The sequence below is a fragment of the Maribellus sediminis genome (assembly GCF_011799805.1).
Lineage (GTDB): Bacteria > Bacteroidota > Bacteroidia > Bacteroidales > Prolixibacteraceae > Draconibacterium > Draconibacterium sediminis_A.
In genome coordinates this window covers 1,161,781-1,186,695 of sequence record NZ_WXUB01000001.1, presented here as the reverse complement: position 1 = coordinate 1,186,695, position 24,915 = coordinate 1,161,781, and the positions used below count along the sequence as shown (strand labels likewise).

Below are 24,915 nucleotides of genomic sequence, written 5' to 3'. Positions count from 1 at the left end.
TTTTTCAATCCTGGTTCGTTTGTGTGGCGCTTGCTTAGTCTGTTTTTCAATTCAGCTTCGGCGGAAGCGCCTTTTTGTATTCTAATTCAATTTTCTACCATAATCGAACTCCTACGGAGTTGCTACATTTTTAATGTTTCTTTCCTTTTGCGGCGCTTGCGATGCCTGCTTTTCATACGCGTTTTATGTAAGCGCCTTTTCTATTCCTATTTATTTACTGATTCTACCAAAATCGAACTCCTACGGAGTTCATCGTTAAAAAATATCGTCAGTTCTTTTCAATTTCACAATTTTTCAATTTACCGGTTTATCACTTTTCTACCGGACAATAATCCACACAACGGGCACAGCTAAAACAGTTTCCTTTGTGCGGTTCGTAATCCTGCCGTTTTCTGAAAACCACCGTGTTCAGCAAAGTCATTCCGATCACCAGTCCCATAAATCCTCCGGCGATCATACTTCCGAGGTAAAACTTATCCTGAATTTTTTCTGCTTCCACCACCAACTCGTCCATGGTTTTCCCCAGCGACATAAAAGTTTGTACATCAATATTGTCGGGATCATTTCTTACTTCCGGATGCGAGATCAGTAACTCGGCGAGATAAACCGTTGAATTGGCTTTTGACAGGAATACATGCGAACGGTTTCCGACAAATACACCTAACGCCACCCACAATGGAATGACCAGGACATAAGTAAGAAATCGTTTGGGTCCCAGGCCTGATTTCACCACTTCCTTCTCGTTGGTCGGATAATCAATTGCATCGAAAGGACACGAATTGGCACAAAGCTTACACTGAATACAAGTTGAAGGTGTTATGGTGAGGTGCCATTTCGAGAAACGCGACATCCAGCTAAGAGGCACACTGTACGGGCATAAAAAGCGGCAATACGGTCGTGCCACAAACATTCCCATCAATAAAAAGGAAATGCCCAAAATGGCCATCAGCAGTTTTGCATCCATCCTGAAGATACCAACAAACGGATCGTAGCGACAAATAATAAAATCAGTTCCGGTGGCTGCAAACAATACTGCCAGCGACAAATAAAGGTAAGGTATCAATCCCAGCGTTTTGTTCAGCCATTTTGGAAGACTGATTGGTTTGATTACTATCAGATCCTGAATGGCTCCCAGCGGACAGGCTCCGGCACAAAAGGTTCGCCCAAAAAACAAGGTAAATAACAAGGGCAACACAAAAAACAATAGCGCCGTAAGTGAAATGGCATAGGTGGGATCGAAAAACGTAAGTGTTACATTTTGTATCGATCCGATGCTGCAGATGCAGCCATTCCGGTAAAATCCAAAATAGGCCAGAGTAAATATCGACAACCAGATCAGTCCCTGTCGTGAACGGCTTTTCAGGGCCATCCAGGTAGCAGCAGAGAGTACCAGTAGAAGTACCAGCACATCAAAGTATTCGAGGGCTAAGGCACGTGGTTCCGGTGTTATTGGTGAAGGCTGTTCGTATCCTGTATCAAATTCAGGCTTTGGAAACCGTTGTTGTTGTGCGCTCAAGGTAAAAGTTGAAAGAAAAAAGACGACAGCGAAAACGATGAACTTTGCATATTTGAATGCATGAAGTTTCCAGTCGCAGTTTGCAGTCTCATTTACTAATGACTTGCAGCTCGCAGCTCGTAGCTCGTGACTTGATTCTATTTTGGTTTTTTGGTTCATTTATTTCAATCTATGTTGGGTTCGTCCAACTTCCTTTTACTTTGTAGGCCTCACTGGCCGGTACCCGGCTGATTGCATCCGACGGACAAACACGGGCAATGGAACATTCGTTGCAGTTCAGGCAGATGTCATGGATGATCTGCAAATGCAGCGAACCGTTTCCAAACGATGTGCAGCCGGCCACACATTTGGCACAACCGATGCACAAATCTTCGTCGATGTGGTATTCAAAATAAGGTTCTTCAATAAACCTGCGTTCGATGGCTGCAGTGGGACACAACTGGTTTTCAGCCGCTGTACTGCGCGCATTGGCGTCAGGTTTCAGATAACCTCCGCACAAATCGCAGTAGCCACATAAATCGAATGCATGAACACATTTTACAGCTGACGGCGACATAACACATTCCGTAGCACAGCGCCCGCATTGCGTGCATTTAAAGGGATCGATCTGCCAGACATAATCATCAGTTGTTACCTTTCGCAGGGCGGCAGCACTAACTGTTCCCAGCGATAGCAACAGGGAAAACCTCATCCCGTTCTGGATGAATTTTCGTCTGGATTGTGCTTTATTTTTCTTTTCCATCGTCTTTCTGATCAACATTTCTGTGTGCGGCACATGGAATAAAATCTTTTCAAACTACTGAATCTGATGTGCCTTTCATTCGCTTCACTTATCTACCCCGGGTTAAAACCCGGTGCTATTAATCAACTCCTATGGAGTTACTTTTCGTGACTTAAAATCCTCTGCTTGCGGCAGTTCGCATTTACTGTATTTTCCGCAATTCCCGCATGTTGGAGAAACCGAACAACTGGCAGTTACCCGGTTATTCTTTACCAGGTAACCCGATGCCGCGATAATCCCTCCAAGCAGCATCAGCCTTCCTCCTGTTTGTATGAATTTTTTTCGATCCATTCTTCTATTCAGCTTTTGTTTGTGCGGCGCTTGAAAAGTTTCTGTTTCAATCGACTTTCCCATCAGCGCCTTTTATTCGCTTCGCTCATTATCTCCGGGCTAAAGCCCGGTGTTATTAAATTCAAACTCCTACGGAGTTTTCTTCTCAAATACCCGCAGTACTTTCCGGTCGAAATCGAGAGCGTAAATATTTCCCTCACTGTCGACAGCAACATCCGGTGCCTCGCCTTCAATTTTGTCTTCGAACTTTGTTGGTGCAGCTACTACGCCGGAGAATTCACCGGAAGGTTTGTACACCTTGATCCGCACCAAACCTTTTTCACTGGTAACAAAACTTCCATCGGGCAGAAAGCAAAAGTGAGCCGGATTGCAACATCCACTAAATCCTTCTGTTCGCGCACCACTCGCACGCCAGTGCTCACGCAGATTTCCGTCTTCGGTATATTGTTCCAGGGTATGCAGCCCCGGATTAACCACCCACAAATCGTCGTATTCAGTTATATCCAAATCGAAATAAGGACTTGGGATGATAAAACCATGCAAGTCGTCGGCACTTGCTTTCCCTTTAATTTCGTTCAAAAGTTCGCCGGCAACACTAAACCTCAAAATTCTCCTGGTTCCGGCATCAGCTACAAAAACATTGTCATCTGCTGCTCCAATTGCCGTAATAAGGCTATTCTCGTTGTCAAGCCTCCACTCATCAATTAAATGTCCGGACTTATCGTAGATTTGAATGCTATTTTTAAAGGCGATATAAATCCGATCGGCGCTTACTTCAACTGTTGAAGGTTCGTCATCAAGATCAATCTCCCTGATCAGCTGACCGGACTTGTCAATTTGTTTTAGCACCCTGTCGCCAACCAGGTAAATCTGATCGTCGCTGATCCTCAGTCCGGCAGGCTTTTCAAATCCGGGATTGAAATTTTTGGTTTCCTTATACTGAATCAGTTCTTCCGGCACATTTTTAAATTCATCCACACTGAACTCAAACTTATTGGCCTCCATCCGGTCGGGACGTTTTGAATACCAGTCGACCACCATCACTCCTACGATGACAATTGCCAGTACAATCAGAAATATGACGATTCCCTTGTTTTTCATTATTCTATTCAACTATCCATGTGCGGCGCTTGCTAAGCCTGATTTTCAATCAACATTCGTGAAAGCGCCTTTATCAACCTTTATTCATATTTGACACTTTCAGTGTCGGTTCTCATTCAATAATTTCTTTATCTGTTTTCGCAATTTTTCAGTTTCACAATCTGTCAATTACTTATTCAGATCAATACAAACCATTGTTTTTGAGTCGCGCATTAACAAATAACCGTCGGCCAATGCAAAGGGAGCCCATGCATCGTGCCCGTCTTCAATTACTTTTACCTGATCGAGCTGAATGTATTTTTCGGTACTTGGCCGTGCAATGGTCAGCGTACCGTCGTCATTCAGAATAAACATTTTATTATCAGCAATAAAATAAGGTCCTAAACCAAAGCGGGTTTCCTTTCCGCTCGACCACACCACTTTTTTCGTATCGGCCGGATTAACACAAACCAACTGATTTCTCAGCGGACCACCATCTTTTGGCAGAATTCCAAACAAATATCCATTCCAGAAAATTGGTGTTTGCTGTTCGCAGGCCAGCCCGTCTTTAGGTGTGTATTCGTCGATAACTTCAACACTAAATTCCCCATTATTCTCGTGAAGTTGCACCATCATACTTCCCGCACCGTATCCGGCAGTCACGAAGATTTTTCCATCGGGCATGCAAAGTGGCGAAGGAGCAACTACCGAGTGAGTCCAGGCATTGGTTTCCCATAAAATAGTACCTACATCTGGTCCGTCGGCCGCTACACCAAGCAAGCCTCCAATGGCACTGTACACATACATTTTTCTTCCACCAAAAGTGAAGGGAATAACGGATGAATGCGACATTTTCCAACCATTCGGATTGGGAGTTTCCCAAAGTTTTTCGCCGCTTTCGCAATCTACAGCTACCATCATTTTTGAACCACCGGCCGCCAGAATCGCCACATTATTGTCGATCAAAGGACACTGCCCGGTGTACCAAAAAGGAATTTCATTCTGATATTCTTTAACGATATCAAGTCCCCAACGGAAATTTCCTGTTTCGCGATCGAGACACATAACATGGCACTTCGGCCCGATGGTCACAATATAATCTTCGGTTACTGCAGGAATGGTTCGCGACATGCCATGATTTCGCTTGACGGCCACATCGTAACCCCGGCTCCACTGTTCAGTTCCGTCAAGGAGTGAAAAACAGCGCAAACGGTCGGCACGCTCTTCTTCATTGTAATCGAGAATGTATGCTAAACCTTTGTAGATAGCAGCACCCGAGTGTCCTTCACCCAACTCAACCGACCACATGATTTTTGGTCCTTCGGGGCCAAATTTATCGATCAGTTTTACAGGAGATTTTGAAATGTTATCGTAATCGGCGCCGCGGAAATTGGTCCACGTTTCGTTCAGTGGTTTATAGTCGGTGCTGAATTCCTCGAAGTACTCCCCTATATTCACATCCTGTACAAATGCAACACCTTCACCCCGGTTATCAGCACCTTCCAGGTTTACCGTGAAATCTTTTGTTGGGTCGGCACTTAGCCACCAGAAAAGCGTAACCAACGCAATGGTTCCTACTGCAATAAGAATAATATTTAGCTTACGTATTGTCATTTCATTTTCTCAGCTTCATAATTTCGGCTGAATTCTAATTTGCCTGTATATCGTACATCATCATCACATCTCCGTGCCGGATAAATAAAGTCCCGTTATAAATGGCAGGATGCGCCCAATGCGGCCCTGCTCCATCTTCAATCCTAAAACTGCTTACAATATTCAGTTTTTCGGGTGAAGGCTCAACAAGCGCAACATTGCCGCGCTTTTCTTCATAAAAATACAGCATATTATCCGCAGAAATTATCGATCCTTTGTTAATCCAATCCTGTTCCCAGTTGGTTTCCCCGGTTTCCCAGTTTATGCTCGCCCACTTACCGTTTGAATTATTGGTCCAGTTGGCTCCGTAAATATTTCCATCCAACAGTACAATCCCACCATGATGGTTGTCCAGCACATCGTTTCTCCATTTTAAGCTGATCGATCTGCCATCCTCGGAAAGCCTGAACATCAACCCGGGATGATCGTAACCGCTGGTCACAAATATTTCCCCGTTGTGGTAAAGCGGCGGATTCGTATTACCACCTTTTCCTGAGCTGTTTAAATGATACTGCATAAGATTATGACTCCACAGTAAAGTACCATTTTCAGGATTGATTCCAATAAAATTTTCGGCAGTTTGCACCAGAATGATTGGTTTGCTATTATGCCGTATCAATGTTGGAGAAGCATACGATTTGTTTCCTCCCAGACTTTTGGTTTTCCAGACCAGGTTCCCATTATTTTTATCGAAAGCAATCATGGTATAAGCTTCACCGCCGGTAGTATACACCACCAGATCGCCAACAAGCAAGGGCGCTTCCGAATCGCCATGCGTGTGTATTGAACCAGCATATTTCTTAATTGCATCAACCTGCCAGATTATCTTACCCGTATTTCCGTCGATGCAATTCACCTGTCCGGTGCCACTTACCACATAAAGTTTTCCGTCGCAAAAAGTGGGAGTGCTTCTGCTGTCGATGTACGAAGCGGTCCACGAACGACCATAGGCAACGTCCCAGAGCATTTCCCCATTCAACGAGTAAGCAGAGAGAATATCAAGCGTATCTTCTTTTATACCGGTCACAAATATTTTTCCATCGGCAAGAATGGGCTGTGAAAAACCCTTTCCAATTCCTTCTATCTTCAACAACATACGCGGACCATTCTCCGGCCATCTTTTCAGAAGCCCGGTTTCGTTGTAGTAACCGCTACGATCAACTCCCCTGAACTGAACCAGTTCCTGGGCAGCGGCACTCCATCCGACTAACAGAATCAATATGGTCAGCGCGTGTTTCACCGTTATTTTTGCTGAATATCGTATACCATTAACACATCACCGTGACGCATGAACAATTTTCCGTCGGCAATAAAAGGATGTGCCCAATGCGGACCGGCTCCTTTTTTTATTTTGAATTCGCTGATCACCTCAAAACCATCCGGATCGGGTTTCACCAAGCCAACACTTCCGCGCTCGTTGTAGCAATACAATAATCCATCGGCCATCACCATGGCTCCTTTTGTATCCCAATCGGTAACGTATTTTATTTCGCCGGTATCCCATTTCATGCATACCCAGCGGCCACGTTTATTATCGAACCAGTTCGAACCATACAAATAACCGTCATTGAGAATTACACCGTGATGGTGGTTATCGAAAGTATGGTCGACAAATTTTTCTGAAACCGAGGTTCCGGTTGAGTCCATTTCCAGCATCACCGCCGGATAATCGTAACCCATGGTCAGGAAAATAGTGTTGTTGCTGAATGTAGGAGTGTTGGTCCAGATCAATCCGTTCTGATCCCATTTTTCTGAATCCCAGTACCGGTAGCTCCAGGCAATCTCCCCAGTTTCGGGAACAATAGCCATTAAATCGGTTCCAATTACTGCAAGGATGTAACGCAATCCGTTCCATTCGTAGATGGTAGCCGAAGCGTATGCACGCGGGCCACCCAACGATTTGGTTTGCCAGATTTCTTTGCCGGTCATTTTATCCAGTGCCACAATGCTGGTTTCCTGTCCTCCGGGAGAAACAATCACTTTGTCGTCGCACAATAACACCGTTTCTGAATTTCCCCAGATATGATATTCTCCGTTAAAATCTTTGTCAACATCAACTTCCCAGATGGCCTTTCCGGTTTCTTTGTCGATACAGGAAACCTGGCCTGTACCACTCTGCACATAAATGCGGTTTTCTTCAATAACAGGAGTACTGCGGGTATCGGGAAACGACTTATTCCACGACCGTCCGTAAGCTACCTGCCACTTAAAAGAACCATCGGGATTGATGGCAGTCAGATAGTCCATTGTATCGATCATTCCTGAAGTATAGATCATTCCATTCTCGAAAATGGCAGAAGAATAACCTTTCCCAATTCCTTCTACTTCGAGTACTTGCGCGGGACCATCTTCAGGCCACTGCTTTAACAACCCGGTTTCGGTGAATTGACCGTCGCGGGCAGGCCCCCGCCACTGAACGACCTGAGCTTTGATACCGGCTCCTAAGAAAATCAGTAATGCTGTGGTTAATAAATACTTCATGGTTTATGGTTTTGGTTAAATGTACGTTCAAACTTATTTTAAGTCTGCTCAATATTCAAATTACTGAGTTAAATACCAGCTTCAAAGCGAAGTTGAGCAGTTTGACTGTTATTTAATTTTATAGGCAATCAAAGCATTGCCGTGGTGAACGAACAGGCGTCCGTTATTGATGACAGGATGCGCCCAGTGTTGAGCACTTCCCAGCTCAACCTTAGTTTTGCTAACAATTTCGAAAGCTTTCGGATCGGCTTTCACCAGTGCCAGTTCACCGCGCTCGCTGTAGCAATACAACATTCCATCGGCATAAATGGTGACGCCTTTGGCAATGTCTTTGGCAGCGTAGGTTTCTTCACCGGTTTCCCAGTTTACGCAACGCCACTCGCGGGCATTGTCGCCCGATCCGTAGAGGTAACCGTCAACAACCACCATTCCTCCCATTCGGCTGTCGAGTTCGGTTTTTGTCCAGGCTTTTGTTATGCTGCTTCCGTCCACACTTAAATTGAGTTTTACGCCACCCTGACCGTATCCGCTAAAACAAAACAAACCACCGTTGTAGAATATCGGAGTATTGGCATGTACCTTCCAGCGGTTGGTATGCGGAAAATCCCAAAGCAACTGCCCTGTTTTTGCATCAAGTCCGAGGATATGATCGGCAGTGTGTGTAACCAAAAGTTTTCTCGCCGGAAGTTCAACCAACAGAGGAGTGCAGTATGCAGAAAGCTCGCCTTTTCCTGCTGAAGTCCAGATAAGGTCTCCATTAAAACGGTTCAGAGCCACTACGTTGTTCTTCTTTCCACCGGGAGTAAAATAAAGTATATCACCATCGATTACTACTGTCTCAGTAACTCCCCAGGTAATATTTGCACCGTCAAAATCTTCAAATGCATTTTTTGTCCATTTCACATCCCCGTTACCGGAGTCCATGCAGCTTAAAACACCATAGCCGCTGTATACATACATGAGGTCGCCATCCACTACAACCGATGAACGTGCACCCGGATAACTATCTGTAAATTCCTTGCCATACGACTTTTTCCACAAGAGCTTTCCATCCTGTGACAGCACAAAAATGAAACCTTCGCCATCCACCATTCCGGTAAGATAAATTTTGTCGTTGGCAAAAACAGGAGAGGAATGACCTTCTCCCAGTTCTTCATACGACCACAGAATTTCGGGGCCGTTTTCAGGCCAGGCTTGTAATAAGCCAGTTTCGGCATAAACACCATTGTTTCCTCCCCGCCAAACGGTTGGTTTTTGAGCCAGTGATGCCGAGGTAAAAATCAGTATAAAAAATAAGGATAAAATTGTCTTCTTTCTCATGACTTAGGTTATTGTGATAAGCCCCTAAAAATAGAATCAATCTCTCATTTGACCAATGGTTTACGATAATTTAGTATCTATCTAAATTATGACTTTCTGACATCAAAATAATGAGGAATCGGCGAAAAAGAATTTAGGAAATCAGTGAGTAGTAGTACAGAAAGAATAAGACTATTTGGTTTGTAAGCTTTTTGTGATCGCCTCGAGATAAGCAGTCAGCGGGTATAATTTTTCGTCGTACCACAATGAAGCAAAATATAAGCCGACTGGAGCTGACTTCAATCCGTTTTGTCTGAAGGTTTCGTCCAGCCATTTCAGGCCTTCCTCGCAGGCATTCTTATGCTTACTGTCGGCAAGTGCAGTAACGCTCAGTGCTGTTTCCTCAATAGTGCCGTTAATGCTTTTGGCTCCTCCCCAACTACCGTCTTCATTCTGAACCTCAACCAGGAATCTTTCGGCTGAAGGTATTAATGTTGCCAGTTCTTCCTGAAATGCCAGATCATCCTCCTCGGCCAAAAGCGCTTCCTTTAAATACGCCAATACACGGGCAGTTCCGTAAACCGGATTCTGGTGGGCCCTTTCCCACTGATTTCCGAACCAAAGTGGCAGCCAGGCTCCGTTTTTCTGCTGATGTTTTCGCAGGTATTCAAAAGCATTGCGAAGTGCATTGTTCAGCCTTAAAACAAAATCAGCCGGCATTTCGCTTTTATATACCGACCTGGCGGTAGCCAGGGCCAGTAAACAATGCCCGGTTAAGTCGGCACAACTCTGGTCGAAAGGCAATTTCCCCCAACCTTTTGTAAAGGTCGGAAAACCTCCATCCGAATTCTGCAGTTCAAAAAGCCATTCAACACCAGCAATCACTTCATGTTTCACATTCTCAGGAGCATTCAATCGAAGCAGGGCAAGGATCGCCCCCGGTGTATCATCGCAATCCGGCACCGAGCCTGAATAGTTGGTCCAGCCCCAACCACCCGGCGAAGTGCCGTTAAAAGGATGAACGATTTTATTCTGAACCGATTTTAAATGTTTTGTCAGTTTATTTTGCTGTTGTTCTGCCAGCACTTCATCCTTTCTGTTTCCCAGCGCTTTGATGCTTAACGTGGTGACCCAGGTTGAAAGATCGATATCGATTGGCCAGCCACCGTCTTCGCGTTGAGTACGTTTCAGAAAAGCAATTCCTTTTTCCACCACATCCAAATCACGATAACCGGCGTGGATCAGGCTTAAAGCGACAAAAGCAGTTAGTGGAATGGCTTCAAGGAAACCTCCGCTCTCGGGCATCGATTTCTGTAAAATTTTCAAAGCTTTCTTTTCGGCTCCGCCTCTTATCCATTTGCCAATTTTGCCTGATCTTTTCTTTTTCAGGATTACAATTCCCACTGCGATTAGCGCCGGAATCGCGTAACTCACCACGCTTAAATTCAACATACGGTAGAATTTCTGTGGCATCAATGCCAGCTCGAAAGGCAATTGCGGAATACGTTGAAAACCATCTTTCTCGGGAATTCCACACAAGGCACACATGGTAAGTATCGGAACAGAAAAAGTATAATCGGTTTTATAATGAGCAAGAATTGCTGTTGCTACATCGCCGGTTCGCAGATTAATGTTTTGCGCAAGCAACCAGTCCTCCGATTGTTTCTGAACAGCAGCAATATTTTCATCTTCATTTGAATAGAGATTCAAAGCTGCATAAACCAGTAAAGTAGTTGAAATATTCCCCGGACTTTCCGGAGTGTCGCCATAACTTCCGTCGGTATTTAAGTTGCTTGTTAACCAGCTTAATCCGGCCTTAATTTGCGCAGCATTCTCTTCGGAATCGTAAAAATGAAGTGCTGCAACAGCCACAGCAACTCCCAGGGCACTCGACGATAATTGCCCCGACCAGAAACCGTCTTCATTCATTTCTGAGAGAAGTATTTCGCTTAGCTCCTTAAACCGTATTTCAAGATCAGTCATATTTTTCATTCACTGCATACTTTTTATGTTCCCAAAGTCCTGTCGATTCTTAACTTTTACCACAAAGTAGCACGGAGTCTTTCACGAAGAACCGCAAAGTTTTTACTATTAACTTCGTGAGACCTTGAGCCGGACTTAGAGCGACTTTGTGGTTCTTGACAAAAAATTATAAGCATTCAGCATTCGTTCATTTTTCATTATTTACCAGGCTACCCAGAGCCAGCAAGCCGTAAAAAGTATATTCCAAATCTTTGGTCTCATCGCCATCGCCCGACAAAAATGCGCCTTCAAAATAATTATTTTGCACAAATTCAAGCGTTGCCGGACGTATCAAGCGAAGGTCGGCATCAATTTCTTTCAATACAAAAAGTGCAACTGCGGTTGATAACATATCGCTATTAGAAGTTGTATCGAATGCTTTAAATCCTCCGCCTTCTACGTAATAATTCATCACGAGTTCCTGGAACTTATGAACCTTCAATCCCAGCATTTTTCGGGCATAAGTAAATGCAGCCACCAAACTACACGGGAAGTCAGGTTTTGGGTGATAAAATAAGAGGTAGATCCTGGCCAGCAAATAGTACACTGTCTTGTTTTTTCCGGCGGCATCAACCAGCAAGGCAAACAAAAAAAAGCGGTACGATAGACTGATATTTTTTCCCTGCTGATTCAACATTCGAAGCAAAGAAAGTACCGATCGCTTTTTGGTTTTGGGCTCTAGTGCGGCTTTTGTCAAAACTAGCGCCATTTGCTCCACCGGCCCCTGACCTTGCAGCTCGATGCCTGAACAATATTTTTTGAGTTTAGAAAGTGATTCATCCTGTCCGGTAGCCAGGCAGAGCCAAAGTCCGAACAATGAATAGTATAAATCGGGATTTCCGGCACGATCGCTAAACCCACCGTTTTGATTTTGCTGACTACGAACGAAAGTGATTATTTCCTGCTGAATATTGGCATCGAGTACACTGAATCCCTTTTTCAGATATTCGACCAATAACTGATAAACCGGAACAGTATTCGATTTATTCATTTGCCACGAGCGGTTTAAAGATCTTTCCCAAAACGCCGTATAAACTCAAACGCAATCTGTCATTTTCAAGTTTGTCGAGTTCTGCATAACACTTCGCCACATAACTGTTCAAAATTGAGTGAGCCTTTTCATCCAGTTTCAGTTCTTTAATTTGTCGTTTGAAAGTGACTACATCGGTCAGCCGAGGTTCGGAAGAATGCTCCCGCAGTAAAGCTACCAAAAGTGGAAAATCGGCAATTTTCTCATCGCTTCTTTGCTCTTCAAACTCATTCAGATCGTCGCGAACCTGGTAAGCAATGCCAAAATAGTCGGCAAAGTTTTCCAGAATAGTTATTTCATCGTTGGATGCACCGCCAACAATGGCACCCATAACCAGCGCCACTTTTATGGCTTCGCCGGTTTTATGCTGAAATATCTCCAGAGTCTCTTCAAGCCCCGGAACGTATTTTCCTGAATTAAACTGAATATCTGCTCCCTGACCGCGGGTAAGTTGTGTGTGCGACTGCGCAACTTTTTGTAACGCTTTTGCAATTACAGCCCCTTCAACCGGAAGCTGTGCCAGCAATTCGTAACCTTTCCCAATCAGGAAATCGCCGGCATTAATGGCATGCGGAATGCCATGCTTTTTATGAACGGTATCAGTATCGTAGCGAATAGCTGTTTCGTCTTCTATATCATCATGAATCAGCGAGGCTTTATGAAAACACTCGATAATCAGTGAAAGTGGATAAAGCACATCGTCGTTCTCCTGCTGCGAATAAGCTTTATAACTTAAAGCTGTTATCAAAGGCCGCATTCGTTGTCCCCCAACCTGGAGAAACTCTTTTGCCAGCCTTTCTGTTTCACTTTTTTTGCCGAAGAATTTATCGAGTGTACCGTTACCAAAAAACTCGTTAAGTTGTAAATTCAGTCCGCTGATAGAAATCGGATTCGATCCTTTATCTTCTATTTCAGTACAAATCTCATCGTATAACCATTTCAGGTCGATTTTGGTATTTACGCAACCATCATACATCAGTGGCAAACCGATGACCGGGACAGCTGCTTTTGTAACGGCCTCGAACGAACGCTGTAGCACCGGCATACAACTTACACCAATAACCGCATCGATCGCGCCTTCTTCCACCAAACCAATGGCAACAGTTGTGCCTTCGGCAACCAGTGTTGAGTAGCCCAAATTTTCGGCTTCGATTAAAATATCATCGATAGGACAGCTTTTACAGCCGGCACAATTCAAACCCAGCTCATCGAAAACACCCTGGCACGAGTTATTGTCCTTCAGGCACTGTGGCAACAACAACAAGCGGCGGTGAAACGGTGTGGCTTCTACAGTTTTTCTCCAGGTTTCATTGCCAATCAGCACGATGGTAAAATCGATGTATTCCTCTGAAATTTCAAGTCGTTGCAACAAGTCAATCGCAAGTTGTTCCATTACCGTAAACGGTGCAGGAGGTCGCAGCCCGATCTCGCTGATGAGCTGATGCGTTTCTTTGCGCAATTTGTTACGCAGGAACGACTCCTTTGGAACTTTCAATATGCGTTTCTTCTTGTTCATTCGTTATCCATAAGCGCCCAAACCAAAGAAAGCGTGTTTCTTGGCAAAACGGTAAATCCACTTTCTCTCGCGCACCGGTTCAACACCTCCATGACTGGGAACCTGCTCCATTTCCTCTAATCGTTCCAGCTCGTTGCCACGTCCCGAAGAATCTCTGGCAACGTGTTTCTGAACCTTATTTACCAGCCACTGCGGATTATCCATTACCACACAGCCTTTTGTTAGCGTAGGAATTTCGGATTTAAATTCTGCCAGAAATTCCGAATTACGATAGATTTCTTCGAGCGGTCCGTCGGCCACATTATTTGCTGCAAACTGAATCACAGGACAAGGTTCGATATCGCCGGAAGCGTTTATATGATGGCTCAAACCTGAAGCTGCCGGACAAAGTCCGTCGCCGTTTTGATCCCAGTACGCGTCGATGATCGCGATTTTATATTTAGTACGTGCTTCAACCAGAAAATTACGAAGCTGCTGGATTTCAGCCTTCGACAAAGCCAGTTCAACCGTTGCATCTTTCCCAACTGGGCGGTAAATGTAGTACCACAAATAAAGCACTCCCCTTTTTATCAGCGAGTTAATGAACTCTTCGGAAAAGGCCAGTTCGAGGTTCGATTTACAAACACTCATTGCCACACCGGTAATCAATCCGGCTTTCGTGGAATGATCGATGGCAGCCTGTGCCTTCTCGTATACATTTAAACCTCCGCGGCGCACATCGGCCACTTCTTCATCACCTTCAAAACTAATAAGCGGTGTAACATTGGCCAGCTTTCGCAATTCTTCGGCAACCGATTCCGTAAGCAAAGTTCCATTCGTAAATAGCTGAAAATAGCAGTCGGAATGCTTTCTGAAAACCTCAAATAAAGGTTTGTACATCAGTGGTTCGCCACCCAGAATACCAAAAAAGTAAGAGCCTTTGGCTTTGGATTCGGTAATGATCTTGTCGAGCATTGCCGGCGACATACGTGCATTTTTCTTTTTGCCGGTTACCCAGCAGCCCTGGCAATTCAGGTTGCAATCGTCGGTAACCGATATAAAATGAAAGGCAGGATAAAAATCGCCCTTTTTCAATCGTTTCTTAAAACGACTCAGGCCAATCGCTCCTTTAACGCCCATGTTGTAGGAGAACTTATAAAGGCATTTTTTATCGGTATGGAAAAGTACCTGTTTGATCATGCTTACTCTTTGGCTCTTTTTTTCAGTTCTTCAATGGCCTTGCGTTTTTCGTCTTCGGCCAATTGCATCATATCGTTTTTAAAAATGCTTCTGCGGGTCTTGTTGCGTTCGTTCAACATCACAAACAAACCGTCTTTTGGTGCTGAGGCAACTACCTGTTCACCGCTTCCGGGTTCGGCACCCGACAGGGCTGAATTTTCGGGTAAACGTGGAAAAATTATGGCCGAAGTCGGACAGGTACGACCACAGGCCGGGCAGTTATTTTTACAGTTTAGTGGCTCAACCACCTCCAGACTTTTCTTGCTGAATTTGTAAACTCCGAACACACAAAAACGTGCACATTTGCCACAATAAATGCAGCGCTCTTCATCGATTATTGGATACCATGCCGGAACGTCGAGGCTGGTCTTTTTCACCTCGTAAACCGTATCTTCTGACTTTGGTTCCAGCTTTCCGTCCAGTTCGGTTTTGATCTGGCCGGCCGAAATCAAACGAAAATTCAGCACCTCGTAGTTGTCAAAAGTAATGTTGTTCTGGCGGAACATATTATCAATAGCCCGCGGATAACAGGCCACCACCCATTTCTTTTCGTACCTGGAACTGATTTCACTCAGTACTTCTTTTTCGTGTACCGAGTAGGCACATAAATCGTGTAATTCTATTACATCAGTTTTCAATTCCCCCATGACTGAGGAAATTTGAGCTTGTTTTTCCTTCGAAATAATATTCGCTCCGCAATTACAATAGATAACACAATTCTTCTTCATAGCAAGGCGAATTAAATGAAATTCTGCCCAAACTAAAAATAACGAGTTTAAATAATGGATTAAAACCGATGAAAAGGACTATGAATACTGAACTTGCGAGAACAAAAAAAGCCTCATCTTTCGATGAAGCTTTTAAGAATTTATAGTATTCAGTCTTATTCTGAAATTGTTTTTGCCATGCGCTTCCGGTCGTGTTCGTTCAAATAAATTTTACGAATACGCATAAAATTTGGCGTAATTTCGATGTACTCATCGTTACGGATGTACTCCATCGCTTCTTCCAACGAAAATTTAATGGCCGGAGCAATGCTTGTTTTTTCATCGGAACCCGAAGCACGCATGTTGGTCAGTTTCTTCGATTTAACAATATTCAGCGTTAAATCATCCATACGCGTGTTTTCGCCAATCACCTGCCCCATGTATACATCTTCTCCCGGATTTACAAAGAAACGACCGCGATCCTGCATTTTATCAATCGAATAGGCAATGGCAGTACCGGTCTCCAATGAAATTAAAGCTCCGTTTCTGCGAACTCCCAGTTCACCTTTCCAGGGTTCGTAACCATAAAACCGGTGAGCCATGATGGCTTCTCCTTCAGTGGCCGTAAGCATTTGGTTTCTTAAACCAATCAATCCACGTGCAGGTATCAGGAAGTCGAGGTGTGCCCGATCGTCTTTTACTTCAATGTTGGCAATGTCGCCTTTTCGCTGAGTTACGAGTTCGATTACTTTTCCCGAAAAAATTTCAGGAACATGTACAGTCAGGGCCTCGATGGGTTCGTGTTTTACACCATCAATTTCTTTGATCAATACCTTTGGCTGACCAACCTGAAGTTCGAATCCCTCGCGACGCATGGTTTCAATCAGGATTGAAAGGTGCAGAATACCGCGTCCGTATACAAGGAAAGCATCGGCCGAATTGGTTTCTTCCACACGCAGCGCCAGGTTCTTCTCGGTTTCTTTGAATAAACGGTCGCGCAACTGACGGGAAGTAACGAATTTTCCATCTTTTCCGAAAAACGGAGAGTTATTGGCCACAAAAGTCATGCTCATTGTTGGTTCATCAACCTGCACCGGCTTGAGTCCTTCCGGTTCTTCAGCGTCGGCAACCGTGTCGCCAATATCAAAACCTTCCAGGCCAAGAACTGCACAAATCTCACCCGATGGCACCGGATCTTTTGTTTTTTCTTTTCCCAGTCCTTCAAACAGGTAACATTCTTTTGCCACTGCCTTTACAATTTTTCCGTCGCGTTTTACCAGCGAAACCGGTGTTCCCGGAACCAACTGACCACGCGATACTTTGCCCACGGCAATACGTCCGGTGTACGAAGAATAATCCAGCGAAGTAATACGCATTTGAAGGGTTCCTTCCTTGTGCGTAGCTGCCGGAATATGTTCTACTATTGTATCAAGTAAGTAAATTACGTCTTCGGTGGGTGTTTTCCAGTCGGGGCCCATCCAGCCAGCTTTTGCCGAACCATAAACAGTTGGAAAGTCCAGCTGTTCTTCGGTAGCATCAAGGCTGAACATCAGGTCGAAAACCTTTTCCTGAGCAATATCAGGGGTACAGTTCTCTTTATCCACTTTGTTTACCACCACAATGGGTTTCAATCCCAGTTCGATGGCTTTTTGCAACACAAAACGTGTTTGCGGCATCGGGCCTTCAAAAGCATCAACGATGAGCAACACGCCGTCGGCCATGTTCAAAACACGTTCAACTTCGCCTCCGAAGTCGCTGTGACCGGGAGTATCGATGATGTTGATTTTAGTGTCTTTGTAACGTACCGATACGTTCTTTGAAAGAATGGTAATTCCGCGTTCGCGTTCCAGTTCGTTGTTATCGAGCAAAAGCTCCTGCACTTCCTGGTTGTCGCGGAATAATTTTACCTGGTGCAGAATGCGGTCAACCAATGTGGTCTTACCATGGTCGACGTGCGCAATAATGGCAATATTTCTAATTTCTGTCATTTTCTTTTTTCCAATCCATTTAGCCAACAGCCGAAAGCCTGAATTGTTTTCATTTCAAATAATTGTAAATTCCCAAGGGTATGATGTAACTCGCTTTTAATGGATAATTTGTGTGTTCCACTATGGGCGGATTACATGTTCGTTTCACAATCAATCGATTACACAACTATGACCTTCCCTGAAATCGGCGCGCAAATGTACGAAAGATTTGCAGTGCCTTACACATTAATGAAGAAATTAGGGTGAGTTTGGTAGAAATTTAATATGACTTTGCTCCGTTCCGGACCGGGTGTTTAAATCAATTCCCGGGCCTTAATCTCCAGGTATTTGTTAATCAGGTTTACCGACAGGCTTTCAGGAGGTGTTAACAAAGCCATTATCCCTGCCCGTTTCATCTCCCTTACCATTAGCTTTTTATCGTGAATAAATTTACGTGCAATATTGTGCACATACACCTCCTCAAGACTTCTGGAACGCGCGTCAGCCAATTGCTGAACTTCAGTATTTTCGAAGAATACAACAAGAAGCAAGTGTTTGCCGGCGAGCTTTTTTAAATACGGAAGCTGCCTTCTCATCGAAGGCATTCCTTCGAAATTTGTGTATAAAATGAGTAAGGATCGTTGCCTGATTTTGGAAGAAACAGTAGCATACAATTTTTCATAAGACGACTCATTAAAATCGGCTTGCTGTTTGTAAAGCACCTCCAAAATACGCTGCAGATGCCCGCCTTTACGATCGGGGGCAACGAGCGAATGAATCTGATCGGAAAAGGTGATCAGCCCTGCCCTGTCGTGTTTAAACATGGCGGTATTCGAAATAATTAAACTGGCATTTATGGCATAATCAAGCAAAGCCATTCCGTTAAACGGCATTTCCATTACACGCCCCATATCGATTAGCGAAACCACCTGTTGCGAACGTTCATCCTGGTATTGATTTACCATTAGCGTTGCACGCCGTGCCGTTGCTTTCCAGTTTAATGTGCGCGAATCGTCACCCGGAACATATTCGCGAATCTGGTCGAACTCAGAATGCAGCCCCACTTTTCGGATACGTTTAACACCTACATCTTCCAAACGGTTGGAAATAGCCATTAGCTCGAGTTTTCGCATGCTTATGAACGACGGATAAACCGCAACCGTTTCCGGCTCACTTCCTTTTATGCGATGCTGAATGAAACCCAAAACACTTGAAACATATACGTTGGTGTATCCAAAATTATACTCCCCGCGCGTCAAGGGTTTCAACAGGTAATCGAGTTGATAACTTTCGCCCGGTAACAATTGTCCTTTTACCAAAAAATCACGTTTCTGAAACTGGGGAGGCAATTCTTCTATCACCTCATAACTGATCTTCATCGGAAAATCACTACGGATTGAAACAAGTATCGGGTTATCGTCGCCAAGCGAAAGGCGCGCCGGAAGTTTTCGCTGAATTGTCAGTCTTTCGCGATTGAAAAACAGCCAGGAAAAGTCGCTTACTGTGAGTACGATAAAAACCAACAGAGTTAATCTGCCTGCAAAATAGAACCACGCAAAAGAATAGCCCAGAATAAACAGGGCAACTACCAGCAGCAAGCTGATAAAAAAACGTTTTGACAAATAAATGTGGTTCCTTATTTTGCTCATAATCTTATTGCTTTCGCCTTTAGCTAGCGCGGAACTTCGATTGATTGTACCAGTAGCTTTATCATTTCCTCAGGCCGGATTCCTTCCATTTCTTTGTCGGGCGACAGAACAATGCGGTGGCACAAAACGGCGCCGGTAATCTCTTTAATGTCGCTGGGCGTAACAAAATCGCGACCACTGATTGCAGCAACAGCCTTAGCGGCATTCATAATGTGAATACCGGCGCGAGGTGATGCCCCCAGATAAATATCTTTATGATTTCGGGTGGCCGAAACAATTCGGGCAATGTAATTTTTAAGACTGTCCTCAATGGTCACCTCAAAAATCTGCTTTTGAAATTCGACCAACTGACCGGCCGACAATACCGGAGAAATAGCCTCAGTTTGCAACTGCCCTTTGGCTTTATCGTGAATATCAAGAATTTGTTCGTCTTCCCCAACTGATGGATAGTTGACAATTACTTTAAACAGGAAACGATCGAGCTGAGCCTCGGGCAAACGATAAGTTCCTTCGTGTTCAATCGGATTTTGTGTGGCGAAAACCAAAAATGGCAAGGGCATTTGGTAAGTAATCCCATCAACCGAGATCTGTCTTTCTTCCATTACTTCGAACAGCGCAGATTGTGTTTTTGCGGGTGCACGGTTGATTTCGTCGATCAACACCAGGTTTGAAAAAACAGGCCCTTGTTTAAATTGAAATTCACCCTTTCCCATATTGTAAACCGTGGTGCCAATAACATCCGACGGCATAAGATCGGGCGTAAACTGAATCCTCGAAAAATCGGCTTCAATTGATTTGGCGAGCAACTTTGCCACCAAAGTTTTTGCCACCCCGGGAACTCCTTCAATTAAGGTATGCCCGCCGGTTAACAAAGCTATCAGCAACAGGTCGATCATTTGACCCTGCCCGACAATCACTTTGGCCAATTCAGCCCTGATCTTTTCAACGGCTTCGCTAAGTGCCGTAAAATCAATACGTGTTTCAAACAAATTATTTTCATCCATATCTATTCCTTTTTGTTGTTCCATTTTTATCTCGTAGAAGAAGTCTGTTTACTCTCGCGGTAAAACTGTTCAACCAAATCGTTAAACTGCAAAAGCTCATCTTCATAAACCTGCTTTTTATCTGATAGTATTCGGTATCGGGAAAAAATCATCCGGGTAATTTTTTCGCTTACCCCTGATTTTAATGCCAGTTTTTTATAAAAATCTTCGCTGTATTCAAAACGCAGGAAATACCTCGTAGTGATAGTTTCCGAGAATCCCGTAAAAATCTTTATAAGCAAATCTTTATGGTCTTTCCGGTTGTAATACAGCAAGCCAATTGTCCTCACAAAATCGAGCGACATGTTGTTTTTTGCTTTTAGAACCGGAATTATTCGCTGCCGCCGCAACATATTCGTGAATACATAAACTAAGAGCCCGATTAAAGAAGTCCAGTATGCTGCACGCAGACTTCGGTTTGTTAATATCATTTTTATTGGCGACCGATTTTCTACCCGAAATGGTTTGTAATATTCATCCCACTCCAAGGTACCGGTAGGTACCGAAAACCAACTCAACAACTGTTCCTGGTACTGGTGATCGCTGTAAAGCAAATGATAATTGGTAAAAACAAGTGGTGCCGAGTGTAACAGAAAGTTTCCATCGCCATAGGGAATCTTCACAAAATTTATGCTGTCGTTTCCTAGTCCCAAAGGTATTACCCGGCTACTGTCTGATAGAACGAACCAGGTAGGTTGAACGCTCTTATTCAAACGAAAATGATCGCCCCACCCCTGCCCGTTCCATACCCGAAGGTTGGTAACAGAATCGGGGAGCACACCCATTTTTTGTTTTATTTGAATACGGAGAGAATCGGTCAGCACATCATCGAAATAATTGGCTGAAATGAATACATCGGCTCCTGCTTTGGCTTTCCGAAACAAAAAGTCCATATCCAGTGAATCAGGCCCAAAGTTTTTTGTAATAATTACGATGCTGTTATTTACGTTTTCGCTTAGATTCTGGTATTCATAAAAACTGCTTGTAAGATCTTTCACTTCGGTAGCGGGGTAAAGCGATTTAAGCTCATCGTGCAACACCCAGGTCCCAAAAGGTATTTTATCGCGGGCTGAAAAAGTTTGCCGCCAATCCACGTCTTTCGGCGAAATTACTTCCAAGTAAACCAGAACCGCAAAAAGGGCAACTATCAGAATAATATATTTGAAGTATCCCTTCATTTCTACTCTTGCGATTGAAGTTTGTTTACTAACTGCTGAAAACCTGAATTCACCCACGCAAACTGCTCATCGCTGAGCTTAAAATTACCGTACCAAACGTAATCGAATACCAAAGTTTGCTGCCGAAACTGCTTGCGTATTTCAGGTTCCTTTATTTCGGCCAGATAATCGCGATTGGTTTTGTCTTTGTGCCAACTTATATGTGCCTTTTCATCGAGCACTTTCAGCAAATGCAAATAATGGTAACGAATACAAAGTCTCAGGTTGCCTTCCGACAACGCTTTATCGGCTAATTCCTGTAAATCAATATTGGAAATATCTTCATCCGGAATACTCACAATCCCTTTCGCGGCCTGTTTCCCTTTTCCTAAAAACCATTGCACTTTTGCGCCGGTGAGCTGCAATACAACAAACAGTATAACCGCCACTAAAAACACATAGCGAATTACGGGAGCAGCTCCTTCTTCACCAAACATGAATTTCAGCAATTGATAAAAATAATAACGCACTTTATCCCAAATTGTAATTTGGCGGTACGTAACACTATCATACTGAAAATCTTTATCTGCCCGGAATTCTTCGAGCTTAGTCTCGCTAAATTGTCTTTCGCCGGTTTCACTGTCAGCGGCAAATGCAAAACCACCTCTTGCTCCGAGGCAAAGGAACAGCACTATAAAAACAACTATTTTGGGTAACAATCTACTCATTTGTTTCCTCGACCAACCTATCAATTTTTGCTTGCAATGTAGGTCGTTCCTTTTTTTCCACTAAACTGAAATATTGAATAGCAACAAAAATCAAAACCAGACTATAGCCTAAATTTTGAAACATGGAAATTACTGTTGATGCAATTATGTAACCGGTTGAAAAAATCTGGGGTTCAGTTTTATTCGAGGCCGCATGGAAAACTTTTAAAGCAGTGGCAATAATTAACGGAACCGACATTATAATGCTGAAGATATATACAATTAGTCCACCAACGATAATGATACCAAAAGTTTGCCACCAGTTTTCTTTAATAACGGCAAAACAACGGTTCATTGCAGTACCAAAACTTAATTCTTCGAAAATAATCACCGCGGGAAAGAAGCTAAATACTATCCCGAGATAAATACCCGGTACTAACAGAAAAATACTGGCAATCACAACAATAAAAAAAGTTACAAAATAAACGGCCAGCATTTTCAGCCCAACGGTGAGCAGCCCCGGCCAAAGATCTTCAGGTTCAAAATTGCCTTTTGTTGTACGGTGCAGATTAATGTATTGATAAAGTACTGTGGTTAATACGGTATAATTCAAAAGCATAACGATATAACTCGGGATCATTCGTATGTACAGACTTGAAACCGAATCCATGGCAGAACCATCCAGAATTGATCCGTACATTCTTATTTGCGAATAGGCCAGCAGAATACCGGTAAAAACAAAAAACGGTAAAATGTAGATTAGAATCGTTTTCCCAAGCCGTTTGAATTCCAGACGGATAAAATCGAACGAATCGTTCATAACTGTTCCGAAATCGCGGATTTTTCTAAATTCAAAATGTTGTTCCATAATTTAGGGTATTGATTTTTGTTTTAAATATTTCGGGTATAAAAAGAAGTAAGCGATAATAAATGCCAGCGACAGCACAATAATTCCGCCTCTGACCACATCAGGCAATTCGGTGTGCCGGGTTACAAAGCCTTCGAAAAAACCGGCTACCAGAAACAGTGGAATTACGCCTGACACGATTTTAAGCCCGGTAGCTGCTCCTTTCTGAAACGACAAAGTGCGCGGTAAAGTCCCCGGAAAAAGGATGCTGTTGCCAATTGCCATTCCGGCTGCACCGGCTACAATAATTGAGAAAAGCTCTAAAGTTCCATGTATATAAATTGTTAATACCGACTCTCTCAGCAAATTATAGTCGTAAAAGAAATATTGAAAGCAACCGAGCATTATTCCGTTTCGAAGTAAAATATATCCGGAGCCGAACGAGAAGAACACTCCGGCCACGAAGGCAAAAAAAGCAACCCTGATATTATTAATTGTTATACCCAGAAACATATTCATTTCGTTGGCTTGTTTATAAACCGCCAATGGGTCGCCGTTCGAGATATTTTCAAGCGTCATGTTCACATAATGATCGCCCAGGATAAGCCTCGGAAAATCGACATCAACTGCCGTTGAAAACGCACCAATCAGTGCGCTAACAATAAAAACGGTAAAAGCATACCAAAAATATTTTCTGTTCTCCCAAAACAAAAGAGGGTAATCCGTCTTCCAGAATTCGACAAAACGGTTCCGACTGACCTTTTTGTTGATATAAATTTTCTGGTGAAGCAGAATTGTAAGATTATTCAGGTAGACCAGCGTTTCGCTGCGCGGATAAAAAGTAGCAGCATACGATAAATCATCGTTCAGCCCTACATACATGTTGTAAAGTTCGTCGGGATTTACCTGGAGGTTCTCATTTAATAGTTTTTCGACCTGGCCCCACTTTTCCGAATTTCGTTTTACAAAAACGACTTCCTTCATGCTTCGATTTGGAAAACAGTTTTGTTAGCTGTTTGGTTTTTTATTAGATTTTTTTCTGATTAACGGCTCTCAATAAAAGAATATGTTAATTTCAAGGCTAAAATAACAAAATACAAATTAGTTCTCCGAAGACACCGCAATAAAACTAACTATGACCGCAATTAAAATACAAACAGCGCAAAACACACTACTCTACCAAACTAAAGCCAGTCTTGGTGAACGAATGATTGCATCGGTACTTGATGCCATGGTTATTGGCGCATACGCATTGATAGGGATCTTTCTGTCGAATCTTTTTTCTCAGGATTATTTGTTTATCACTATATTCCTGATCCCGGCTTATTTCTACACCCTGCTGCTCGAATTATTGTTTAACGGGCAAACATTCGGGAAAATGGTCATGAAAATTAAGGTGGTTCATGGCGAAGGGGAAAATGTTCCTTTTACTTCTTATCTTCTGCGATGGATATTGCGTTTGGTCGATATCTGGATGCTCTTTGCCAGTGTTGGTGTTGTTTCAATTTTGCTGAGCAAAAAAGGACAACGGGTTGGAGATATTGCTGCAAATACCCTTGTAATCAGGAAGGAGGCTTCACAGAAACTTCAGGAACTTCGGTATGCAAAGAAACCGGAAGAAGGGAAAAAGGTAGTATTCAGCCAGGCGAACCTGCTCGAAGACAAAGACATTGAGCTTATTCGCGAGGTGTTAGCCTTTGGAAAAGAAGCCGGATATTATGGCACCGCGGCAACAATGCTGAAACAAACCAGCAACTCACTAAAAAAGAAGCTGCACATTGAATCAGATATGATTCCGGTGAAGTTTCTGGAACAACTGCTTGACGACTATTACCTTATTTATTCCTAAACCTGTTTCGTTTGCCGGAAAAGTCCTCGACTTTTAACAAAATTTCATTTAATTTTCCTGCTGATGTTATGAATCGGTTGCACAAACGTATTCCATAAAAGC

Annotated in this window: 21 protein-coding genes; 1 reads left to right on the top strand and 20 read right to left on the bottom strand. The window is 43.5% G+C overall.

Translation table 11 applies throughout. The annotated features are described in order from the left end of the window. Nucleotides 1–310: 310 nt before the first annotated feature. From HFD85_RS04610 to HFD85_RS04515, 20 genes are all read right to left on the bottom strand, one after another. Nucleotides 311–1,516, bottom strand: coding sequence for a 4Fe-4S binding protein (locus HFD85_RS04610; RefSeq protein ID WP_167605475.1), 1,206 nt, complete (start codon nt 1,514–1,516; stop codon nt 311–313). A 169-nt stretch (nt 1,517–1,685) separates the two neighbouring features. Beyond that, nucleotides 1,686–2,258 carry a 4Fe-4S dicluster domain-containing protein gene (locus HFD85_RS04605; RefSeq protein WP_167605473.1) on the bottom strand — a complete coding sequence of 191 codons (573 nt, stop codon included), beginning with the start codon at nt 2,256–2,258 and terminating at the stop codon, nt 1,686–1,688. A gap of 129 nt (nt 2,259–2,387) precedes the next feature. After that, the gene (locus tag HFD85_RS04600; RefSeq protein WP_167605471.1) at nt 2,388–2,588 is read right to left on the bottom strand and encodes a hypothetical protein; all 201 of its coding nucleotides are present in this window, start codon (nt 2,586–2,588) and stop codon (nt 2,388–2,390) included. A 129-nt stretch (nt 2,589–2,717) separates the two neighbouring features. After that, nucleotides 2,718–3,689, bottom strand: a complete 972-nt coding sequence (locus HFD85_RS04595) for an NHL repeat-containing protein (RefSeq protein ID WP_167605469.1) — start codon at nt 3,687–3,689, stop codon at nt 2,718–2,720. A gap of 168 nt (nt 3,690–3,857) precedes the next feature. Further along, a complete protein-coding gene (locus HFD85_RS04590) occupies nt 3,858–5,282 on the bottom strand; it encodes an outer membrane protein assembly factor BamB family protein (protein WP_167605467.1) in 1,425 nt (474 codons plus the stop codon). Nucleotides 5,283–5,316: 34 nt separating this feature from the next. Then, nucleotides 5,317–6,561, bottom strand: coding sequence for a PQQ-binding-like beta-propeller repeat protein (locus HFD85_RS04585; RefSeq protein WP_167605465.1), 1,245 nt, complete (start codon nt 6,559–6,561; stop codon nt 5,317–5,319). Between the two features lie 2 nt (nt 6,562–6,563). Next, entirely contained in the window at nt 6,564–7,802 is a 1,239-nt protein-coding gene (locus HFD85_RS04580) for an outer membrane protein assembly factor BamB family protein (RefSeq protein WP_167605463.1), read from the bottom strand. Between the two features lie 108 nt (nt 7,803–7,910). Then, nucleotides 7,911–9,122: an outer membrane protein assembly factor BamB family protein gene (locus tag HFD85_RS04575; protein WP_167605461.1), complete on the bottom strand. Its 1,212-nt coding sequence runs from the start codon at nt 9,120–9,122 to the stop codon at nt 7,911–7,913. A gap of 171 nt (nt 9,123–9,293) precedes the next feature. Next, complete coding sequence (locus HFD85_RS04570) at nt 9,294–11,093, bottom strand: prenyltransferase/squalene oxidase repeat-containing protein (protein ID WP_167605459.1); 1,800 nt, start codon at nt 11,091–11,093, stop codon at nt 9,294–9,296. Between the two features lie 178 nt (nt 11,094–11,271). Next, nucleotides 11,272–12,114 (bottom strand): prenyltransferase/squalene oxidase repeat-containing protein, encoded by an 843-nt coding sequence (locus tag HFD85_RS04565; RefSeq protein WP_167605457.1) that lies wholly within the window; start codon nt 12,112–12,114, stop codon nt 11,272–11,274. Further along, nucleotides 12,107–13,669, bottom strand: a complete 1,563-nt coding sequence (locus HFD85_RS04560; RefSeq protein ID WP_167605455.1) for a polyprenyl synthetase family protein — start codon at nt 13,667–13,669, stop codon at nt 12,107–12,109. The genes HFD85_RS04565 and HFD85_RS04560 overlap by 8 nt, the downstream gene beginning before the upstream one ends. A gap of 3 nt (nt 13,670–13,672) precedes the next feature. Next, on the bottom strand, nt 13,673–14,848 hold the full coding sequence (locus HFD85_RS04555) for a radical SAM/SPASM domain-containing protein (RefSeq protein ID WP_167605453.1): 1,176 nt from the start codon (nt 14,846–14,848) through the stop codon (nt 13,673–13,675). Nucleotides 14,849–14,850: 2 nt separating this feature from the next. Beyond that, a complete protein-coding gene (locus HFD85_RS04550; protein ID WP_167605451.1) occupies nt 14,851–15,534 on the bottom strand; it encodes a 4Fe-4S binding protein in 684 nt (227 codons plus the stop codon). A gap of 236 nt (nt 15,535–15,770) precedes the next feature. Further along, entirely contained in the window at nt 15,771–17,582 is a 1,812-nt protein-coding gene (gene typA, locus HFD85_RS04545; protein ID WP_167605449.1) for a translational GTPase TypA, read from the bottom strand. Nucleotides 17,583–17,875: 293 nt separating this feature from the next. Continuing rightward, complete coding sequence (locus HFD85_RS04540) at nt 17,876–19,210, bottom strand: DUF58 domain-containing protein (protein WP_167605447.1); 1,335 nt, start codon at nt 19,208–19,210, stop codon at nt 17,876–17,878. A gap of 23 nt (nt 19,211–19,233) precedes the next feature. Further along, complete coding sequence (locus HFD85_RS04535; protein ID WP_206081859.1) at nt 19,234–20,238, bottom strand: AAA family ATPase; 1,005 nt, start codon at nt 20,236–20,238, stop codon at nt 19,234–19,236. 2 nt (nt 20,239–20,240) lie between these two features. Then, nucleotides 20,241–21,431 carry a DUF4350 domain-containing protein gene (locus HFD85_RS04530; RefSeq protein ID WP_167605445.1) on the bottom strand — a complete coding sequence of 397 codons (1,191 nt, stop codon included), beginning with the start codon at nt 21,429–21,431 and terminating at the stop codon, nt 20,241–20,243. Nucleotides 21,432–21,433: 2 nt separating this feature from the next. After that, nucleotides 21,434–22,138, bottom strand: coding sequence for a DUF4129 domain-containing protein (locus HFD85_RS04525; RefSeq protein WP_167605443.1), 705 nt, complete (start codon nt 22,136–22,138; stop codon nt 21,434–21,436). Then, complete coding sequence (locus tag HFD85_RS04520) at nt 22,131–22,985, bottom strand: hypothetical protein (RefSeq protein ID WP_167605441.1); 855 nt, start codon at nt 22,983–22,985, stop codon at nt 22,131–22,133. Before HFD85_RS04520 ends, HFD85_RS04525 begins: the two co-directional genes overlap by 8 nt. Before the next feature lie 3 nt (nt 22,986–22,988). Continuing rightward, nucleotides 22,989–23,948: a stage II sporulation protein M gene (locus HFD85_RS04515; protein ID WP_167605438.1), complete on the bottom strand. Its 960-nt coding sequence runs from the start codon at nt 23,946–23,948 to the stop codon at nt 22,989–22,991. A 151-nt stretch (nt 23,949–24,099) separates the two neighbouring features. On the opposite strand from HFD85_RS04515, the gene HFD85_RS04510 reads away from it, so the two are divergent. Then, complete coding sequence (locus HFD85_RS04510) at nt 24,100–24,813, top strand: RDD family protein (protein ID WP_167605437.1); 714 nt, start codon at nt 24,100–24,102, stop codon at nt 24,811–24,813. Nucleotides 24,814–24,915 lie beyond the last annotated feature (102 nt).

Bases quoted from the DNA above. Each gene is read 5' to 3' on its own strand.
- typA (WP_167605449.1), bottom strand. From the start codon at position 17,582: ATGACAGAAATTAGAAATATTGCCATTATTGCGCACGTCGACCATGGT.
- HFD85_RS04515 (WP_167605438.1), bottom strand. From the start codon at position 23,948: ATGAAGGAAGTCGTTTTTGTAAAACGAAATTCGGAAAAGTGGGGCCAG.
- HFD85_RS04520 (WP_167605441.1), bottom strand. From the start codon at position 22,985: ATGGAACAACATTTTGAATTTAGAAAAATCCGCGATTTCGGAACAGTT.
- HFD85_RS04570 (WP_167605459.1), bottom strand. From the start codon at position 11,093: ATGAAAAATATGACTGATCTTGAAATACGGTTTAAGGAGCTAAGCGAA.
- HFD85_RS04525 (WP_167605443.1), bottom strand. From the start codon at position 22,138: ATGAGTAGATTGTTACCCAAAATAGTTGTTTTTATAGTGCTGTTCCTT.
- HFD85_RS04595 (WP_167605469.1), bottom strand. From the start codon at position 3,689: ATGAAAAACAAGGGAATCGTCATATTTCTGATTGTACTGGCAATTGTC.
- HFD85_RS04555 (WP_167605453.1), bottom strand. From the start codon at position 14,848: ATGATCAAACAGGTACTTTTCCATACCGATAAAAAATGCCTTTATAAG.
- HFD85_RS04605 (WP_167605473.1), bottom strand. From the start codon at position 2,258: ATGGAAAAGAAAAATAAAGCACAATCCAGACGAAAATTCATCCAGAAC.
- HFD85_RS04535 (WP_206081859.1), bottom strand. From the start codon at position 20,238: ATGGAACAACAAAAAGGAATAGATATGGATGAAAATAATTTGTTTGAA.
- HFD85_RS04590 (WP_167605467.1), bottom strand. From the start codon at position 5,282: ATGACAATACGTAAGCTAAATATTATTCTTATTGCAGTAGGAACCATT.
- HFD85_RS04550 (WP_167605451.1), bottom strand. From the start codon at position 15,534: ATGGGGGAATTGAAAACTGATGTAATAGAATTACACGATTTATGTGCC.
- HFD85_RS04575 (WP_167605461.1), bottom strand. From the start codon at position 9,122: ATGAGAAAGAAGACAATTTTATCCTTATTTTTTATACTGATTTTTACC.
- HFD85_RS04600 (WP_167605471.1), bottom strand. From the start codon at position 2,588: ATGGATCGAAAAAAATTCATACAAACAGGAGGAAGGCTGATGCTGCTT.
- HFD85_RS04540 (WP_167605447.1), bottom strand. From the start codon at position 19,210: ATGAGCAAAATAAGGAACCACATTTATTTGTCAAAACGTTTTTTTATC.
- HFD85_RS04560 (WP_167605455.1), bottom strand. From the start codon at position 13,669: ATGAACAAGAAGAAACGCATATTGAAAGTTCCAAAGGAGTCGTTCCTG.
- HFD85_RS04565 (WP_167605457.1), bottom strand. From the start codon at position 12,114: ATGAATAAATCGAATACTGTTCCGGTTTATCAGTTATTGGTCGAATAT.
- HFD85_RS04580 (WP_167605463.1), bottom strand. From the start codon at position 7,802: ATGAAGTATTTATTAACCACAGCATTACTGATTTTCTTAGGAGCCGGT.
- HFD85_RS04510 (WP_167605437.1), top strand. From the start codon at position 24,100: ATGACCGCAATTAAAATACAAACAGCGCAAAACACACTACTCTACCAA.
- HFD85_RS04530 (WP_167605445.1), bottom strand. From the start codon at position 21,431: ATGAAGGGATACTTCAAATATATTATTCTGATAGTTGCCCTTTTTGCG.